General features: G+C 61.7%; 17 protein-coding genes. 6 read left to right on the top strand and 11 right to left on the bottom strand.

Features of this window, described 5'->3' with window-relative positions; all coding sequences use genetic code 11:
• A partial coding sequence (locus EPO09_RS07055; RefSeq protein WP_290641573.1) for a DEAD/DEAH box helicase occupies positions 1–825 on the bottom strand: 825 nt, incomplete at its 3' end.
• Between the two features lie 287 nt (positions 826–1112).
• Here EPO09_RS07055 and dnaX point away from each other — a divergent pair.
• The 3 genes from dnaX to recR are packed head-to-tail and all read left to right on the top strand — an operon-like array spanning position 1113 to position 4091.
• Positions 1113–3119: a DNA polymerase III subunit gamma/tau gene (dnaX, locus tag EPO09_RS07060; RefSeq protein ID WP_290641575.1), complete on the top strand. Its 2007-nt coding sequence runs from the start codon at positions 1113–1115 to the stop codon at positions 3117–3119.
• A 53-nt stretch (positions 3120–3172) separates the two neighbouring features.
• Positions 3173–3499, top strand: coding sequence for a YbaB/EbfC family nucleoid-associated protein (locus tag EPO09_RS07065; protein WP_290641577.1), 327 nt, complete (start codon positions 3173–3175; stop codon positions 3497–3499).
• Between the two features lie 4 nt (positions 3500–3503).
• A complete protein-coding gene (gene recR / locus EPO09_RS07070; protein ID WP_290641579.1) occupies positions 3504–4091 on the top strand; it encodes a recombination mediator RecR in 588 nt (195 codons plus the stop codon).
• A 55-nt stretch (positions 4092–4146) separates the two neighbouring features.
• On the opposite strand, the gene EPO09_RS07075 is transcribed toward recR, so the two are convergent.
• Complete coding sequence (locus tag EPO09_RS07075) at positions 4147–5943, bottom strand: transglycosylase SLT domain-containing protein (protein WP_290641581.1); 1797 nt, start codon at positions 5941–5943, stop codon at positions 4147–4149.
• Positions 5944–5945: 2 nt separating this feature from the next.
• The gene (gene gloB / locus EPO09_RS07080) at positions 5946–6725 is read right to left on the bottom strand and encodes a hydroxyacylglutathione hydrolase (protein WP_290641583.1); all 780 of its coding nucleotides are present in this window, start codon (positions 6723–6725) and stop codon (positions 5946–5948) included.
• Here gloB and EPO09_RS07085 point away from each other — a divergent pair.
• Both EPO09_RS07085 and rnhA read left to right on the top strand, forming a co-directional pair.
• Positions 6724–7563, top strand: a complete 840-nt coding sequence (locus EPO09_RS07085; protein WP_290641585.1) for a class I SAM-dependent methyltransferase — start codon at positions 6724–6726, stop codon at positions 7561–7563. The genes gloB and EPO09_RS07085 overlap by 2 nt on opposite strands.
• Positions 7564–7567: 4 nt before the next feature.
• Positions 7568–8017, top strand: a complete 450-nt coding sequence (gene rnhA, locus EPO09_RS07090; RefSeq protein ID WP_290641587.1) for a ribonuclease HI — start codon at positions 7568–7570, stop codon at positions 8015–8017.
• Positions 8018–8026: 9 nt separating this feature from the next.
• Here rnhA and EPO09_RS07095 read toward each other — a convergent pair whose 3' ends face one another.
• From EPO09_RS07095 to EPO09_RS07110, 4 genes are all read right to left on the bottom strand, one after another.
• Positions 8027–8572: a GNAT family N-acetyltransferase gene (locus EPO09_RS07095; RefSeq protein WP_290641589.1), complete on the bottom strand. Its 546-nt coding sequence runs from the start codon at positions 8570–8572 to the stop codon at positions 8027–8029.
• Positions 8559–9182: a molybdenum cofactor guanylyltransferase MobA gene (mobA, locus tag EPO09_RS07100; protein ID WP_290641591.1), complete on the bottom strand. Its 624-nt coding sequence runs from the start codon at positions 9180–9182 to the stop codon at positions 8559–8561. The genes EPO09_RS07095 and mobA overlap by 14 nt, the downstream gene beginning before the upstream one ends.
• A gap of 19 nt (positions 9183–9201) precedes the next feature.
• On the bottom strand, positions 9202–10344 hold the full coding sequence (moaA, locus tag EPO09_RS07105; RefSeq protein WP_290641593.1) for a GTP 3',8-cyclase MoaA: 1143 nt from the start codon (positions 10342–10344) through the stop codon (positions 9202–9204).
• Positions 10345–10409: 65 nt separating this feature from the next.
• Positions 10410–11051 (bottom strand): C40 family peptidase, encoded by a 642-nt coding sequence (locus EPO09_RS07110; protein WP_290641595.1) that lies wholly within the window; start codon positions 11049–11051, stop codon positions 10410–10412.
• 413 nt (positions 11052–11464) lie between these two features.
• Between EPO09_RS07110 and EPO09_RS07115 the strand changes: the two genes are divergently transcribed.
• Entirely contained in the window at positions 11465–11872 is a 408-nt protein-coding gene (locus tag EPO09_RS07115; protein WP_290641597.1) for a TraR/DksA family transcriptional regulator, read from the top strand.
• Here the strand turns inward: EPO09_RS07115 and EPO09_RS07120 are convergent, their stop codons facing one another.
• The 4 genes from EPO09_RS07120 to EPO09_RS07135 form a co-directional block, all read right to left on the bottom strand.
• A complete protein-coding gene (locus tag EPO09_RS07120; RefSeq protein WP_290641599.1) occupies positions 11873–13900 on the bottom strand; it encodes an ABC-F family ATP-binding cassette domain-containing protein in 2028 nt (675 codons plus the stop codon). It abuts the gene before it with no gap.
• 126 nt (positions 13901–14026) lie between these two features.
• Positions 14027–14905, bottom strand: a complete 879-nt coding sequence (prmB, locus tag EPO09_RS07125; protein WP_290641605.1) for a 50S ribosomal protein L3 N(5)-glutamine methyltransferase — start codon at positions 14903–14905, stop codon at positions 14027–14029.
• A gap of 8 nt (positions 14906–14913) precedes the next feature.
• On the bottom strand, positions 14914–16068 hold the full coding sequence (gene dapE, locus EPO09_RS07130) for a succinyl-diaminopimelate desuccinylase (RefSeq protein ID WP_290641601.1): 1155 nt from the start codon (positions 16066–16068) through the stop codon (positions 14914–14916).
• A gap of 31 nt (positions 16069–16099) precedes the next feature.
• A partial coding sequence (locus tag EPO09_RS07135; RefSeq protein ID WP_290641603.1) for an ATPase, T2SS/T4P/T4SS family occupies positions 16100–16661 on the bottom strand: 562 nt, incomplete at its 5' end.

The raw sequence follows: 16661 nt of genomic DNA on the forward strand, positions 1-16661 counted from the left end.
CATGGCGGTGACATCCTGCTTGAGCAAGTATTCCACCAGACGATTGGCGCCGTGCTTCATGCGCGTAAATACAAGCACCTGATGCCAGTTATTTGATTTGATCAGGTGGGTCAGCAATTCGCGCTTGCGATCCCGATCAACCGGGTGAACCTTTTGGGCAATGGTTTCCGCCGTGGCATTTCGGCGTGCAACCTCAATCACCTTGGGGCTGTTCAGCAAACGTTCTGCCAGCGCTTTGATCTCATCAGAGAACGTGGCAGAAAATAACAGGCTCTGTTTTTTGGGCGGCAAAATGGCCAACACCCGACGAATATCGTGGATGAAACCCATGTCCAGCATGCGGTCCGCCTCGTCCAGCACGAAATATTCAACGTGACTCAGGTCAAGAGTGCCTTGCTGATGGTGATCCAGCAAGCGACCAGGCGTGGCGACCAAAATATCCAAACCTCGACGCAAAGCCTCGATCTGTGGATTCATGCCTACGCCGCCGAACATCACGGCAGAGCGGATCGGAAGGTATTTGCTGTAAACACGTACCGATTCTTCAACTTGTGCAGCCAACTCCCGAGTCGGCGTCAAGATCAGTGCCCGCACATGACGCTTCGCTCCTGGCACATTGGCGGAGGAAGAGTTCATCAATTGATGGAGCAAGGGCAGGGTGAATCCAGCCGTTTTGCCCGTACCAGTTTGCGCACCAGCGAGTAGATCACCGCCTCCGAGCACAGCAGGAATAGCCTGCGCCTGGATGGGGGTGGGAGTTGAATAGCCAGCCTCGTGAACTGCTTTCAACAGGGGTTCCATCAACCCCAGACTTTCAAATGACATACAACAGGCCCACTTCAGGTGAAACGGCGACTGCACTCAACATGTCCGGGCCTGGATAAGTTGAGTCAACCGATTTGTGGCGCACCCGGTCAAAAATTGCCGACTGCGACGCGATGTATTTAATCGCGACTGATCAAATTGTAGATCTGAGCGTGAATATTTCATAGCTTCAAACGGGCGTTTGGCATCGACTTTGTGACTAAACCTGTTTCCAGATGTATCCGGTGCGCATCGCGAAAGTTCGTTTGCGTCATTTTGGGGACCGCGGGCGCCTCTAGAATCGCTGCATGAGTTCAATGGTCCTCGCACGCAAGTATCGCCCCAAGGGCTTCGACAGCATGGTCGGGCAGGGGCACGTTGTTCAGGCTCTGAGCAACGCCCTGTCGCAGCAGCGTCTGCATCATGCCTATCTGTTTACGGGTACGCGCGGTGTTGGCAAGACCACCGTGTCTCGCATTCTGGCCAAATCGCTCAATTGCGTTGGGCTCGATGGTCAGGGCACGATTACCGCATCTCCTTGCGGTCAGTGCCAACCCTGTCGAGATATTGACGCCGGGCGTTTTGTGGATTACGTCGAGCTGGACGCCGCATCCAATCGTGGCGTAGAAGAGATCTCGCAACTGCTGGAGCAGGCGGTTTACAAACCGGTCGTGGGGCGCTTCAAGGTCTACATGATCGACGAAGTGCACATGTTGTCGAACACGGCGTTCAACGCCATGCTCAAGACGCTGGAGGAGCCGCCTGATTATCTGAAGTTCGTGCTGGCGACGACCGATCCCCAGAAGGTGCCAGTGACGGTGTTGTCTCGCTGCTTGCAGTTCAATCTGCGACCCATGGCAGCGCAGACGGTACATGAGCATTTGTCGCAGGTGCTGGCGGTCGAGGGCATCGCTTTTGAGCCTGAAGCGCTGCGCCTGCTGGCACGCGCTGCGCGTGGCTCCATGCGCGATGCAATGTCTCTGGCTGATCAGGCTATTGCGTTTGGCGGCGGGCAGCTTCAGGAGGCGCCCGTGCGGCAGATGCTGGGCGCCGTAGATCGCCAGCATGTGCAGCGCATCATTGAATCGGTGGCCCAAGGTGATGGCAAGGGCGTGGTCGATGCAGTCGATACCTTGCGTCGACTGGGCCTGTCGGCCTCGGGGACGCTTGAGGAGCTGGCGACTGCGTTGCAGCGTATGGCTGTGATCCAGGCCGTGCCTGGGGTAGACGAGTCGGATGACCCTGATGAATTGGTCTGGCGTTCCCTGGCCCCTTTGTTGGCCCCGGATGAAACCCAGCTGTTCTACAGCCTGACCCTGCAAGGCCGTGCGGAATTGGCCTTGGCGCCTGATGAGTACAGCGGATTGTTGATGCTCTTGCTGCGCTTGCTGGCATTCAAGCCAGGTGGCGGTATCGGAACGGGGGCAAGCAGCCCCCCAAAAGCTGAAGGCTCGGTCACCAGGCGGCAGCCGTTGACCGAGCCAGTTCAGGTTGGCGCGCCCTCAGTTCGTGTTGCGCCATCGTCTGCACCAGCGTCAACGTCAACTTCAGCGCCTGTTCGCCTGCAATCGCCCGTGCCTGTCGCTGCTGCGCCTGAGATGCCCGCAGTGCGACCCCAGGCGGCGCCAGTCGCCCGGCAGGAGCCTGTGGATACGCCTTCGCCAGCGGGCGGTCAGGCCGTGCCGCCGTGGGAGGCCTTGCCACCCGAGGCAGACTTGTCCCTGGCTCAGGAGGAGCCTCCTGGCTTTGACATGCCGCCTCAGGACGAGTACACGCCGTCAGTTGAGCCTGATATGCGATCCGATGTGCCATCCGATGCGGGTGACGCATTGTCTGGCGCCGAGCTTGCAGCCGAGCGTGCGTCGGATCCTTTGCTGCGTGCCGTATCGCTCGATTTGCCGCCACCGGGTGCGGACCCCTTGTCTGATCGCTGGGCTGATCTGGTCGCGCAATTGAGTGCCAAGGGTGCGATCACGGCCTTGGTGCGTGAATTGGCCATGCAGGCTCAGTGTGTGGCACAGCAGGATGAGGGTGGGCAAAGCATGTGGCGTTTGCGCGTGGAGCGCGAGAGCCTGTGCAGTGGCAGCAACCGAGATCGCCTGGCGGCGGCCATGGGCCAGGCCCTGGAGGCAGCTGTCACGCTGGAGCTGGAAAAGGGCAAGGCCCACAATACGCCGGCCCAGCGCGATCAGGTCGCGCGCGAGCGCCGTCAGCATCAGGCTGATCATTTGATCGAAACGGACCCGTTGGTGCGCGGTCTGCTGTCGCAATACCCGGGTGCGCGCATCGTGCCTGGATCTATTCGACCTCTTTGAGTCGTTGCTTGGATAGCAGCGACAATCACGTTTTGCGCAAGAAAGGATGAGCCATGCTCAAAGGACAACTCGCCGGCTTGATGAAACAAGCCCAGCAAATGCAGGACAACCTCAAGAAGGCTCAGGACGAGCTGGCCAACATCGAGGTGGAGGGCCAGTCTGGTGCAGGCCTGGTCAAGGTTGTGATGACCTGCAAGAACGACGTCAAGCGCGTCACCATTGATCCCAGCTTGTTGGCTGACGACAAGGACATGCTGGAAGACCTCGTGGCCGCTGCATTCAACGATGCTGTGCGCCGTGCTGAAGCGACCAGTTCCGAGAAGATGGGCAAGCTGACGGCCGGCATGCCCATGCCTCCGGGTATGAAGTTCCCGTTCTGATCGGATGGCCGATCCCGCTCTTGATGGCCTGATCGAGGCTTTGCGCTGCTTGCCTGGCGTCGGCCAGAAGTCGGCTCAGCGCATGGCCTATCACCTGCTTCAGCATGATCGTGCCGGAGCCGTGAAGCTGGCGCGTGCGCTGGATGCCACGATGTCAGAGATTGGGCATTGCCAGCGCTGCCATACCTTCAGCAGGGCGCCAGTGTGCGATGTCTGCCTGGATCCGGAGCGTGATCGGCACTTGCTGTGCGTGGTCGAAACGCCAGCAGACCAGGCTGCCTTGGAGCGAACAGGCAGCTACAAGGGGCAGTACTTTGTGCTGCTTGGTCGCTTGAGCCCACTGGATGGGCTGGGCGCGCGTGACATTGGCTTGTCGGCCTTGCTGGAGCGCGCCTCGGATGGTGTCGTCAGGGAGGTGATCCTGGCTACCAATTTCACGGCGGAAGGCGAGGCCACTGCCCATGTGCTGGCCGAGCAGTTAAAGGCGCGCGGACTGAACGTGACCCGTCTGGCTCGCGGTGTGCCTGTGGGTAGCGAGCTGGAGTACGTGGACCTGGGTACCATTGCCCACGCGTTCATGGACAGGCGCTAAAAGAAGCGCCTGCTGCTGCCTGTCGCTACCATAGGCCTGCTTGCAGGCTCAGCTTTCAGCGTGCGCTGGCCACACGCACGCGTGCGTTGCGGTTCAAGGTAGGGCGGCCCTTGTTGCTCGTGTTGCTGCGAGCGGGGCTGCGGGCTGCGCTGGCCACCACACGAGTTGGTGCGCGGCCTTTGGCCGATGCGTTGTTGTTCGAACTGCGTGCAGTTGCCACATTGCGTGCGGCAGGCTTGCCCGTGGGCACGAACACCACGATGCTTTGGCCGCGCTGGAAGGTGGCTGATGCAGACACCCGGTTCCATTGCGCCACTTGCTGCGCCGAAGTGCGATAACGCTTGGCAATGCTGGCAACCGTGTCGCGTTTGCCAGCCTTGAAGCTCATGCGGCGCATCGGTGGCAGATCTGGGGCCAAGGCCATCATGGCGTTATCGGCCAGCGCTTCCGATACGTCCTGTTCGCGCTGTACGGAGCGCGGCACCAGCAAGGTGGAGCCAGCTTTGACCAGCATCTTGGGCGGGATGTGGTTGATGTCTCGCAGATTGCCTTCACTCATGCCGACCTGACGTGCTGCATCGCCAGGGCGCATCGTGCGGGGCACGACCCAGGCTGTCCAACTGGCCAGAGGGCCTTTGTGGTCGCTCAGGTTGTGCACGAACAGGCTGGCGTTGTCATAGGGCAGCAGCACCTGAGGGGTGCCTGCAGCCAGGATCACGGGCTTGTTGAGCGATGGGTTCAGGGCCTTGAATTCGTCGAGCGGCAAGCCTGCGAGGCGTGCAGCCAGGTTGGCGTCCAGGTCACGCTGAATGGGCACGCTCACGAAATACGGGTGGTTTTCAATGGGCGTGAGCGTCAGGTTGTACGCTTCCGGATGGGCCACGATGTTCTTGATGGCATGCAGCTTGGGCACGTAATTGCGTGTCTCAGGGGGCAAGTTCAAGCTGGCGTAATCGGTGGGCAGGCCCTGGCGTGCATTGCGGTTGATGGCCTTTTGCACATTGCCTTCGCCCCAGTTGTAGGCGGCCAGTGCCAGGTGCCAGTCGCCAAACTGCTTGTTCAGGCGTTGCAGGTAATCCAGCGCGGCGCGGGTTGAGGCCAGCACGTCGCGGCGGTCATCGCGAAACAGGTTCTGCTTGAGTTCGAAGTCCTTGCCTGTGGCGGGCATGAATTGCCAGATGCCTGACGCGCGGGCCGATGACATCGCCTGAGGATTGAACGCGCTTTCAATGAAGGGCAGCAGTGCCAGTTCGGTAGGCATCTGGCGGCGCTGGATTTCATCGACCACATGGAACAGGTAGCGGCTGGCGCGCTCGGTCATGCGTTGCACGTAGTCCGGGCGGCTGGTGTACCAGCGTTCGTGATCCAGCACCAACTGGCTTTCCAGCGCAGGCAGACCAAAACCTTGGCGCACACGGCCCCAGAGATCCTGATTGGCGGTGGTGTCGCTGAGGTCCACTGTGGCGTCGGGCCGAAGTGGGTCGGTGGGGGCGCCAGCGGCCTCTTTGGCGTCCTGTTCGTCAGTGGCGGCGGACGCGGCTTCGGCAGGTTTGAAGGCCACCTCGTTGCTGGCTGTCGCCACGCTGCTGTCTGTGCCGTTGATGGTGGCGGCGCCGATGTCAACGCGCAGGCCTGAGGTGGGATCTTGCTTGACAGCGCCGCGCAGGAATTTGCCTTCATTGCCGGCCAAGGCATTGCCAGAAGCCGGCGGCGACGATTGCAGCAGCTTGTCCATGTCAAGCTGCATGCGGCTTTGCGGGCCGTAGACCGAACCGCATGCTGTCAGGATCAGGCATCCCAATGCGGTGGTACTCAAGGTGAAGGTGCGTCGGATTGAGCGTGTGGTCTTCATCTTCAGAATGTGTTTTTCCATAGTCGCAGGGCGGCAAAGACAGCCTCGGGGCTGGCATCCGTTGCGCCGTGCTGCAGGGCGCTGGAAACCACTTCAGGTTCGGTGCAACGAAGGAAGGGGTTGATGGCCTTCTCGTTGCGCATGGTGCCGGGCAGGGTAAGCAGTGCGCGGGCTCGCAGAGCTTCGCAGTGCGCCTGATAGGCACCAAGGTCAAGGTTGTTTGGCTCAACAGCCTTCGCAAAGCGCAGGTTGCTGAGGGTGTACTCGTGCGCAGCACAGATGCGCGTTGCATCCGGCAAAAAATCCTTCAGCCGGGTGAGGCTGGCGTACAACTGCGCCATCGTGCCATCGAACAGGCGACCACATCCCGCAGAGAAGAGTGTATCTCCAACGAAGGCTGTCGGATCAGGCAGCGATTGATCTGGCTCAGGCGGTACCAGGTAAGCGATGTGACCAGCCGTGTGGCCAGGCGTATCCAGCACGTGGATGTGCAGGCCAGCCCATTGGATGATGTCACCTTCGCCCACACGATGCGTGATGCCGGATATTGCTTCGTGGCGTGGCCCATAGACTGCAGTGTGGTCAGATTGCAAGGCCTGCAGGCCGGCGGTGTGATCCGGGTGGTGATGGGTCACTAGAATGGCGGTCAGCGTCAACCTGCGTTGCTGCAGTGTGTCGAGCACAGGCGCAGCATCACCTGGATCCACCACAAGGGCTTGTTGGCCGTTGTGCAGCATCCAGATGTAGTTGTCGGTGAAGGCGGGTAGAGCTAGTAATTCCATGACCAGAGTCGATCCAATTATAGAGTTGCACCCCTGGTTGGCGTTGCCGCCCGGGCAGGCCCTGCTGGAGTGGGAGCAAGCGCAGATGGATCGCCTGGTGGCGGACATCTTTGGCTTTCATGCGCTGCAACTGGGTTTGCCTGAGTTGGATGGCTTGCGCATGAACCGCATGCAGCATCGCTGGTTGGCGCTGGACGCAGCTTACGCCCATTGGGCGCCACCTTCCGGTATGTCGCCATTGGTGCATGAGCCCTTGGTGGAGGGCGGGGAGATCCTCAATGGGGCGCCCTTCAGTTTGCGCTGTGATTTCGAGGCGCTGCCTTTTCCGAGCAATAGCCTGGATCTGGTGGTGTTGCCGCACGCATTGGAGCTGGCTCGTGATCCGCACGATACCTTGCGCGAGGTGGAGCGCGTGCTGGTGCCTGAAGGGCGCGTGGTGATCGCGGGCTTCAATCCAGCCAGCCTGTGGGGGATGTGGCAAAGAATGGGGCGCTGGGGTGCGCGTTCGGCTCTGGTGCTGCCTCAGGGCGAGTTCATCGCCTACTGGCGCTTGCGTGACTGGCTGCGGCTGCTGGATCTGGAGGTTGAGGCGGGTGGCTTTGGTTGCTACCGCCCGATGGTGCGCAGTGAGCAATCATGGGCGCGCCTGAGTTGGATGGAGCATGCGGGTGACCGCTGGTGGCCCGTATTGGGCGCCGTTTATTTTGTCGTGGCCGTCAAGCGGGCGCGCGGCATGCGCCTGGTGGGCAAGATCAAGAAGGCTCGTGTGGCGCCTAGCGCTGCACCAGCCGTTGTGGCGCAGCGCCATCAGCTCGATGGCCACTTTCAACAGGATTGAATGGATGACTGAATCAGCAACGCCTGCCGTCGTGATGTACACCGACGGTGCGTGCAAGGGCAACCCTGGTCGTGGCGGCTGGGGGGTGTGGATGGTGTGCGGCCCGCACGAAAAGGAAATGTGGGGCGGTGAGTTGATGACCACCAACAACCGCATGGAGTTGACGGCGGTCATTCAGGCCTTGTCGTCGCTCAAGCGCCGCTGCAAGGTCGTGATCTACACGGACAGCGAATACGTGCGCAAGGGCATCACCGAGTGGATCACCGGTTGGAAGCGCCGAGGCTGGAAAACGGCTGACGGCAAGCCTGTCAAGAACGACGATCTGTGGAAAACGCTGGAGCTGCAGGCGGCCAATCACGATGTGGACTGGCGCTGGGTGCGTGGCCACGCGGGTGACCCTGGCAATGAACGTGCTGACGGCCTGGCCAACCGTGGGGCGGCCGAGGCAAAGTGAGCAAGGTCCTCAGAGAATGAGGACCATGGTGAGCTTGTCGAAATAGCGTACTTGCCCGGGGCCATCAACGAGCTTGATGGCGTGGGGCAGCACGCCGCATGCCTGAAAGCCTGCGCGTTCATAAAGCCGGATGGCTGACTCACTGGATGTGCTGACCCGCAGGGTGATCTGCTCCAGGCCGATGGCCTTGCGAGCTTCAGCAATGGCGGCGTTGATCAGCATGAGGCCGACGCCTTTGCCGGTTGCCCTGGGGTTGACCATCATGCTGTTGAGTTCGGCACTGTGGCGCAGCTTCTGCAGCGATTGGCGCTCCAGGCCGATCATGCCTACGAGTTCCTGCCCGTCCCAGGCGCCCAGCAAAAAGGTGCCGCCTAGCGTTTCGTAGAGACCCAGACGGCCGATGTAGCTCTCGGGTGGGCGAGCCTGCTCGCTTTCGATGTCGGAATCAAAAGCATCAGGGTGCAACTTCAGGCCTTCATCACGAAGCCGTTTGTATGAACTCAGGTCCGCAGGCGCGATGCGTGCAATGCGGACGGAGGAATCAGTGCTGACCACGCAGGGTCTCCAGGGTGTTCATGTTGGTAAAGGCACTCGCGTCCGAAAACGCCAGGCTGGACCAGCGCTGACTGCGCACCCAATGGCCCACTTTGCGTTCACCGTTCACGAACTGGCTGACAGTGTCAGGGCAAACCCGCTTGTTGATCAATCCACAGACCCAATGGTGTCGCTCGTCCGGCGTGCCCGATTGCGTGCAAGGTATCACGATGTCGGCGTTTGTTTGCGCCGCACACTGCATCAATCGGGCGACGAGATCCTGGGGCAGGTGTGGCATGTCGCAGGGGACGACCATCAGCCACTCGGTGTCGGTATGGCGCAGTGCGGTGATGATGCCGGCCAGGGGGCCGTGGGAGCCTTGCACGTCGGGGTCATCGGGCCAGACGCCGCCCGAGGTGCTGGCATCGGTGATGTTGTCCAGGAGGTGCCGGTAGGCGGACAGGTTGCGGTTGGCACTGATACCCAGCCTGCCGCACTGCGCGTTCAAGGCTTCAAGCGACCAGGCGGCAAGAGGGCGGTCGCGATAGCTTACGAGGCCCTTGTCCTGCCCTTGCATGCGGCGCCCTTCGCCGCCGGCCAATAGCCAGCCCGTGACGTTGGTGGCGTTCATGGCGTTGTCTCGTGTGTTGTCAGCCACCGATGTAGCTCATTTCAATGCGTGCGCCTGTGTCTGCGTTGGTTTGATCTGCGGCCTGGGTGCGCAGTTGTGAATAACGGTCTTCCCGTTGTGCCCACAAGGCGGCGATGCGGGCTGTGATCTCATCGTCATGCAGCGATGCATCGCGCAACAGGCTGCGCAACTCATAACCTTGCGTGGCAAACAGGCAGGTATAAAGGCGCCCCTCGGTTGACATGCGCAAGCGAGAGCAATCGCCGCAGAACGCCTGGGTGACGCTGGAGATGAAGCCCAAATGGCCTGCGCCATCGGCATAAGACCAGCGCTCAGCGGTTTCTCCCGCATGCAGCGCCGCTGAGGGCCGCAAGGCGAAGGCCTGCTCGATGCGCGCGCGCACCTCGTGCGAAGGCAGCACATGCGCCATCTGCCAGCGGTTGCTCTGGCCCACATCCATGAATTCGATGAAACGCAGCTCGATGCCAGTGTGCCGGAAGTGCCGGGCAAGCGGCAGGATCTCCTGGTCGTTGACACCCTTCTGGACCACCATATTGACCTTGATGGGTGCCAGGCCGGCTGCACTTGCGGCTTCAATGCCGTCCAGCACATCGGCTACTTTCAGAGTGCTGTCGCTCATGCGGGCGAAGGTGGCCTCATCCAGCGCATCCAGGCTGACGGTGACGCGCTGCAGCCCCGCTTGCCTGAGCGCCTGTGCCTTGCGCTTGAGCAGGCTGCCATTCGTGGTCAAGGTCAGTTCAGGCGGCTGGCCATCCAGGGTGCGCAATTCGGCCAGCTTGGCGATCAGTCGCTCGATGTCCTTGCGCAGAAGCGGTTCACCACCAGTGAGGCGCAGCTTGCGCACGCCAAGCGCCATCGCCATGCGGGCAACCCGGGTGATCTCCTCGAAGGTCAGTAACTCGGCGTGCGGCAGGAAGGGGTGATCGGGCCCGAATACTGTCCGTGGCATGCAGTAGCCGCAGCGGAAGTTGCATCGGTCTGTGACCGAGATGCGCAGATCGCGCAGTGGGCGTCCCAGGCGATCGGGTCGCAAGGTGCCGTGCGATTCGGGGATCGCTACTGGCAACGCGTAGGAAGCTGGGGATGTGGATGTCCGGATGGGGACAACTCGGCCTTTGGGCTGAGTGACAGACTGACTCATGGCCCAGCATTGTGCGGCAATATGTGCGGTAACAAGCGCACGCGCGCTGCGGCCCTGCTGCCGACTCAGTTGTTCTGGGTGTTGCCGGACTGGCGCGCCGTGATGACCGGCGCGCGGCGAGCGCCATCAAAGCGCTGCTGCCAGTAAGCCTGGCGCATGTCTTCCACTCGAACCTGGCCGCCTGCGCGGGGGGAGTGGATGAACTTGTCGTCACCGATGTAGATGCCGACGTGGGAGAAGGTGTGGCGCAGGGTGTTGAAGAACACCAGATCGCCGGGCTTCAACTCGGATTTTTGAATGGGAATCAGATCGGGCGAGTTGGCTTGTTCGCTGGCGCGGCGGGGCAGGATCAGGCCCACGCTGTTTTCGAAGACATGGCGGGTGAAGCCGCTGCAATCGAAGCCGCTTTGCTCTGAGGTGCCGCCTCGGCGGTAAGGCACGCCCAGGAAGTTCATGGCAGACAAGACCAGTTCGGAGGCCATGTCTGAGGCCTTGTCGCGAACCTGCTGGGCCAGTTCCACAACGGGCTTGGTGTTGGGCAACAGGCCCTTGTCGGCCAGGAAGCGGGAGACTGGGTCGCTGTTGTCAGCGGCACTGGTGTTTGCGGACGACGGCGTGGCGGAGGCAGTGGCCTGGGGCGTGCCGTTGGTCGTGGCAGCCGAGCTACCTTGCACTTGCTGAGCTTGAGACGAAGCGGCGCCGAACATCAGGCCGACAGCCAGGAGGCATGCGGCGAGGGCGTTCGTGTGGACTCCAGAATGGATCCCGGGGGCTGTGTCACCCATTGACTGGGCTAGGCGGCCTTGACGGCGGATCGTGAAAAGCATGGATCGCAAGGGTAGGGGCTCATCCTTTGTGAGTCAACCTCGAAAGGCTGGGGAAAACCTGAGATTAGCACCGAATTTCCGGCTTTTTGTCCGAAGACGCCCCCTCAAGCGCTTCCGATTTGCGAAATATCAGACCGGACTCAATGCGTGGCGCGTGGTGTCGCGCTCGGTTGATGTGGCTGGGGTGGGCTTGATATGTCGCAAGGCGGAGGGCTGGCTGCCTGCCTATTCTGAACAAGGAAACTGGCTTTCGCTGGTTCAAGACGAAGACTTTGAGTCCCGGAGAACAGAACATGTCGAGCAACACAGCCCAAGTGACCCCAACGGCACCTGCCTTGCGTACAGAAGATCTGGCCCGCTTCAAGGCCCGGTTGCAGGATCAAGCCAGGGCCTTGAGTGCGCAGGACAGCGAGTTGAGGGCGCGTCTGGCAGCGGAGGAGTCTGTGACGGCCAACACCTTTGTGGCGGGCATTGAGGGCGCCATGGCGGCCGAAGCCGATGACGAGACCATCGCCTTACTGCACCACGAGCAAACTGAATTGGTCGCAACCAGGCAAGCGCTTGAGCGCATCGAGAGTGGCGACTATGGCTACTGCGAGGAGTGCGGCGATGCCATTGGCGTGGCGCGCCTGGAGGTGCTACCTGAAGCCCATCTGTGTGTGGGCTGTCAGGACATGCTGGAGCATCGCAAGGGGCGTTGATCAGGCGCCGAGTTGCTCGATCTGTTCCGTCAGTTCGAGCCAGCGCGATTCCAGCGTTTCGACCTCGTCACCCAGCGTCTTCAGTCGTTTACCTTGATCGGCACGTTCTGAACCAGACAGGTTCGGGTTGCCCAGGCTGTCCGTGAGGGCGGCTTGTTCTTCATGTGCCTTGGCCAGGCGCAGATCCAGCTGTTTGAGCTCTGCTTTGAGCGGCTTGGCTTGATCTGCCAGGCGCTGACGGACCTGAGCCTGCGCTTTGCGGTCTTCCTTGCTCTTGGCTGAGTTTTCTGCGGGCGGCGCTTCGGGCGCTGTCACAGGGGCCGCGGCTTGAGTTGCTTGCGCCGCCTTGCCGCCGTTGCTGCCATTGCCGCCTTTGCGGTCGGCATCGCGTGCAGCACGTGCGGCTTGTGCCACTTCCTTGGCTTGTTCCTGCAGCCACTTCTGGTAGTCGTCCAGGTCGCCGTCAAACGTACTGACATTGCCTTTGGCGACCAGCCAGAACTCGTCGCAGACCTCACGCAACAAGGCGCGGTCGTGGCTGACCAGCATCACGGTGCCTTCGAACTCGTTGAGCGCCATGCTCAAGGCTTCGCGGGTGGTGAGGTCCAGGTGGTTGGTCGGTTCGTCCAGCAGCAAGAGATTGGGGCGCTGCCACACGACCAGGGCCAGCACCAGGCGAGCCTTTTCGCCACCGCTGAACTGGCTCACGGGCTGGTTGACCATGTCGCCCGTGAACTGGAAGCGGCCGAGGAAGTCGCGCAGCTCCTGCTCGCGCGCATTGGGACCCACATCGCGCGCCAGGCGGATCATGTGCTGCATAGGGCCTTCGTCCATGCGCAGCACGTCGAGTTCCTGCTGGGCGAAGTAACCAATGCTCAGGCCCTTGCCTTCGGTGATCTCACCGCTGACCAGCTTGTTCATTTTGGCCAAGGTCTTGACCACGGTCGATTTGCCTTGGCCGTTGGCGCCCAGGATGCCGATGCGTTGGCCAGGCAGCACAGACCGGTTGATACCGGAGACGATGGTCAGCGGCTCTCTGCCTTCGATGTGATAACCGCAGGCCAGCTCCTTGAGCGAGAGCATGGGGTTGGGCAGGCTGGCCGGTTCAGGGAAGGTGAACTGGAAGTCGCTGGCCGTGAGCACGGGGGCGAGCTTTTCCATGCGCTCCAGTGCCTTGACGCGGCTTTGCGCCTGCTTGGCCTTGCTGGCCTGGGCCTTGAAGCGCGCGATGAACTTGGACAAGTGGGCGATCTTGTCCTGCTGCTTGTTGAACGCGGCGGCCTGCTGGCTCATGCGTTCGGCGCGCATGGACTCGAAGGCCGTGTAGCCACCCGTGTAGCGTGTCAGCTTGCCGTCGTCCAGGTGCAGGGTGACCTTGGTGATCGCGTCCAGGAATTCGCGGTCGTGGCTGATGATCAGCAGGGTGCCTTCATAGCGTTGCAACCAGGCTTCCAGCCAGACCAGGGCGTCCAGGTCCAAGTGGTTGGTGGGTTCGTCGAGCAGCAGCAATTTGGCCGGGCACATCAGGGCGCGGGCCAGTTGCAGGCGCATCCGCCAGCCGCCCGAGAAGCTGTTGACCGGGGCTTGAGATTGTTCGAGCGTGAAGCCCAGGCCCAGCAGCAAGGCCTGCGCGCGCGCGGGTGCATCGAAGTAGCCCACCTCGGCCAGGGTGGCATGGGCTTCGCCAATGGCGTTGCCGTCATCGGCCTCTTCGGCGGTGGCCAGGTCTTCCAGTGCCTTCATCAGGCGGGTGTCGCCCTGCAGTACGTACTCGGTAGCCGGGTCATCTGTTTCTGGCATGTTCTGCGCCACCTCGGCCATGCCGCCTGGTTGCAACCAGCTGGGCGGGATCTCGACGTCGCCAGCATCGGGGTGCAAACGGCCAGCCAGCAATGAAAACAGCGAGGACTTGCCCGCGCCATTGCGCCCGATCAGGCCGACTTTTTCGCCGGGGTGCAGTGTGGCGCTGGCTTGGTTCAGGACGGGCTTGGTGCCGCGCAGCAGCGACACATTTTTCAGAACGATCATCTCTTTACTTTCGGGCGCAGGCACGCAGGTGCCAAGCGATCAATCCAGCGACCACCGAGGATCCGGCTTGGCCGGTCATCAGGCGGCGCCCCCTTGAGGGGCGTGCGAAGCACGTAGGGAGTATGTTTACGACAGCAGCGCCTCTCGGGTGATCAGCAAGACCTGATCATCCCCGGACGAGGTCGGCAACCAGAACACAGGCAGCGTGGGGAAGGCGCGCTCGAAGTGCTCGCGCTCGTTGCCAATTTCCAGCACCAGCACGGCATCGGCTGTCATGAATTTGTTGGGCTGAGCACGCAGATCCGCGATGAGCTGGCGCGTGAAGTCCATGCCGTCTTCGCCTGAGGCCAGCGCCAGTTCCGGCTCGGCCAGGTACTCGGCGGGCAGTGCCTTCATGGACTTTGCGTTCACATAAGGCGGATTGCACAGTACCAGGTCGTAAGGCCCATTCACCGATTGCAGGCCATTGCTTTGCAGCAGCGCGATGCGATCGGCCAGATCATGTTGATCGACATTGATGCGGGCCACGGCCAGCGCATCGGGGCTGATGTCGGCACCGTCCACGCTCACATCGGGATAGGCCATCGCCGCCAGCACGGCCAGGCTGCCGTTGCCGGTGCACAGGTCCAGCACGCGTTGCGTCTTGTCGCTCAGCCAGTCATCGATGGTGCCTTCGGCCAGCAACTCGGCAATGAAGGAGCGCGGCACGATGGCGCGTTCGTCCACATAGAAGGGCACGCCTTGCAGCCAGGCTTGCTTCGTCAGATAGGCGGCTGGTTTGCGGGTGGCGATGCGCTCCTGGATCAGTTGTCGCACTTGTGCCAGTTGCTCGTTCGACACGGGCTGTTCAGCCACGCCATCCAGATCATCGATAGGCAGGCCCAGGCGCCACATCACCAGCCAGGCGGCTTCGTCAAAGGCGTTGGTGGTGCCGTGGCCAAAGCCCACACCAGCCTGGGTCAGTTGTTCAGCGCTGGCTTCGATCAGCTCGATGACGGTCTTCACGTTGTTCGTCACGCCAGCAGCCTTTCCAGCGTCTGCTTGTAGATGTCCTTGAGGGGCTCGATATCGGCCACGGCCACGTGCTCGTCGATCTTGTGGATGCTGGCGTTGACAGGGCCGAACTCGACCACCTGCGGGCAGATCTGCGCGATGAAGCGGCCATCCGACGTGCCGCCTGTGGTGGACAGCTCGGTATCGATGCCCGTGACGCTTTGAATGGCTGCGGCCATGGCGTCTACCAAGGGGCCGCGACGTGTCAGGAAGGGGCGACCGCCGAGTGTCCAGTCGATGTTGAAGTCCAGACCATGACGGCGCAGCAGGTCTTCAACTTTGCTTTGCAGGCCTTCCGGTGTGGATTCGGTCGAGAAGCGGAAGTTGAAATCGATCACCAGTTCACCCGGGATCACGTTGTTCGCGCCCGTGCCGGCATGGATGTTGGACATCTGCCAGCTGGTCGGCGGGAAGTGGTCATTGCCCGCATCCCAGACGATGGTGGTGAGTTCGGCCAGCGCCGGTGCTGCCAGATGGATGGGGTTCCTGGCCAGATGCGGATAGGCGATGTGGCCTTGCACGCCCTTGATGCGCAGCTTGCCCGAGAGCGAACCACGGCGACCGTTCTTGATCATGTCGCCCACTTGCTTGACCGAAGTGGGTTCGCCCACGATGCAGGCGTCCAGGCGTTCGCCGCGCTCCTTGAGCCACTCGCAAACCTTGACGGTGCCATCCACCGACGGGCCTTCTTCGTCACTGGTGATCAGGAAGGCGATGCTGCCTTGGTGCTGCGGGTGGGCCGCGACGAACTCTTCGCTGGCCACGACCATGGCGGCCAGAGACGTCTTCATGTCAGCGGCGCCGCGGCCATAGAGCAGGCCATCGCGGTAGCTGGGCACGAAGGGCGGGCTGGACCATTGATCGAGCGGGCCGGTGGGCACCACATCGGTGTGGCCGGCGAATACCAGCGTCGGGGCACCTGTGGCGTGGCCTGCGCCACGCTTGATGGCCCAGAGGTTGGTCACGGGGGCGTCTTGCGGGCCGAAGGTCAAGGTCTGGCATTCGAAGCCGATGGCGCGCAGGCGGTCGGCCATCAGGTCCTGGCAGCCGTGGTCAGCCGGGGTGACGGACTGGCGTGCGATCAGCGCCTCGGTGAGGCGCACGGTGGCTGTCATGGTGTCGTATCAGGGAGCGTAGGCTTCGGGTTCAGAAGCGGGTGGACGAGAAGCCGTTGTTGCTGTCTTCAGAGCGCACGTCCAGCGTGATTTCGGTGAACGAAGGGCCATCTTCCACTTCCTCGGGCTTGGCGGCGAGCTTGGACTTGTTGGTCGTGTCGTTTTGCAGGCGCCACATGAGGTTGGTCGGCGAGTCGGCGTGCAGCAGGCCTTCGTCGCGGGTGACCACGCCTTCGTTGATCAGGCGGGCGATGTCTTGCTCGTAGCTCTGCGAGCCTTCTGCCATGGATTTCTCCATCGCTTCTTTCACACCAGTGAAGTCGCCCTTTTCGATCATCTCGGACACGAGGTGGGTGTTGAGCAGCACTTCCACTGCAGGCACGCGGCCACCTGTGGTCGATTTCAACAGGCGTTGCGACACGATGGCCTTCAGGCCTGAAGCCAGGTCGCTCAGCAAGGCCGGCCGCGCTTCAGGTGTGTAGAAGGACAGAATCCGGCCCAATGCGTGGTAGCTGTTGTTAGCGTGCAGGGTGGACAACACCAGGTGGCCCGACAGCGCATACGAGATCGCGACCGTCATGGTTTCGCGATCG

It is taken from the genome of Aquabacterium sp. (genome assembly GCF_004297345.1).
In the GTDB taxonomy this organism is placed as follows: Bacteria; Pseudomonadota; Gammaproteobacteria; order Burkholderiales; family Burkholderiaceae_C; genus Aquabacterium.

Excerpts from the sequence above, each read along its gene's own strand:
- EPO09_RS07085 (WP_290641585.1), top strand. The coding sequence starts at position 6,724 with ATGACCAGAGTCGATCCAATTATAGAGTTGCACCCCTGGTTGGCGTTG.
- recR (WP_290641579.1), top strand. The coding sequence starts at position 3,504 with ATGGCCGATCCCGCTCTTGATGGCCTGATCGAGGCTTTGCGCTGCTTG.
- dapE (WP_290641601.1), bottom strand. The coding sequence starts at position 16,068 with ATGACAGCCACCGTGCGCCTCACCGAGGCGCTGATCGCACGCCAGTCC.
- gloB (WP_290641583.1), bottom strand. The coding sequence starts at position 6,725 with ATGGAATTACTAGCTCTACCCGCCTTCACCGACAACTACATCTGGATG.
- EPO09_RS07120 (WP_290641599.1), bottom strand. The coding sequence starts at position 13,900 with ATGATCGTTCTGAAAAATGTGTCGCTGCTGCGCGGCACCAAGCCCGTC.
- EPO09_RS07115 (WP_290641597.1), top strand. The coding sequence starts at position 11,465 with ATGTCGAGCAACACAGCCCAAGTGACCCCAACGGCACCTGCCTTGCGT.
- rnhA (WP_290641587.1), top strand. The coding sequence starts at position 7,568 with ATGACTGAATCAGCAACGCCTGCCGTCGTGATGTACACCGACGGTGCG.
- mobA (WP_290641591.1), bottom strand. The coding sequence starts at position 9,182 with ATGAACGCCACCAACGTCACGGGCTGGCTATTGGCCGGCGGCGAAGGG.
- moaA (WP_290641593.1), bottom strand. The coding sequence starts at position 10,344 with ATGAGTCAGTCTGTCACTCAGCCCAAAGGCCGAGTTGTCCCCATCCGG.
- EPO09_RS07110 (WP_290641595.1), bottom strand. The coding sequence starts at position 11,051 with ATGTTCGGCGCCGCTTCGTCTCAAGCTCAGCAAGTGCAAGGTAGCTCG.
- dnaX (WP_290641575.1), top strand. The coding sequence starts at position 1,113 with ATGAGTTCAATGGTCCTCGCACGCAAGTATCGCCCCAAGGGCTTCGAC.
- EPO09_RS07065 (WP_290641577.1), top strand. The coding sequence starts at position 3,173 with ATGCTCAAAGGACAACTCGCCGGCTTGATGAAACAAGCCCAGCAAATG.
- EPO09_RS07075 (WP_290641581.1), bottom strand. The coding sequence starts at position 5,943 with ATGAAGACCACACGCTCAATCCGACGCACCTTCACCTTGAGTACCACC.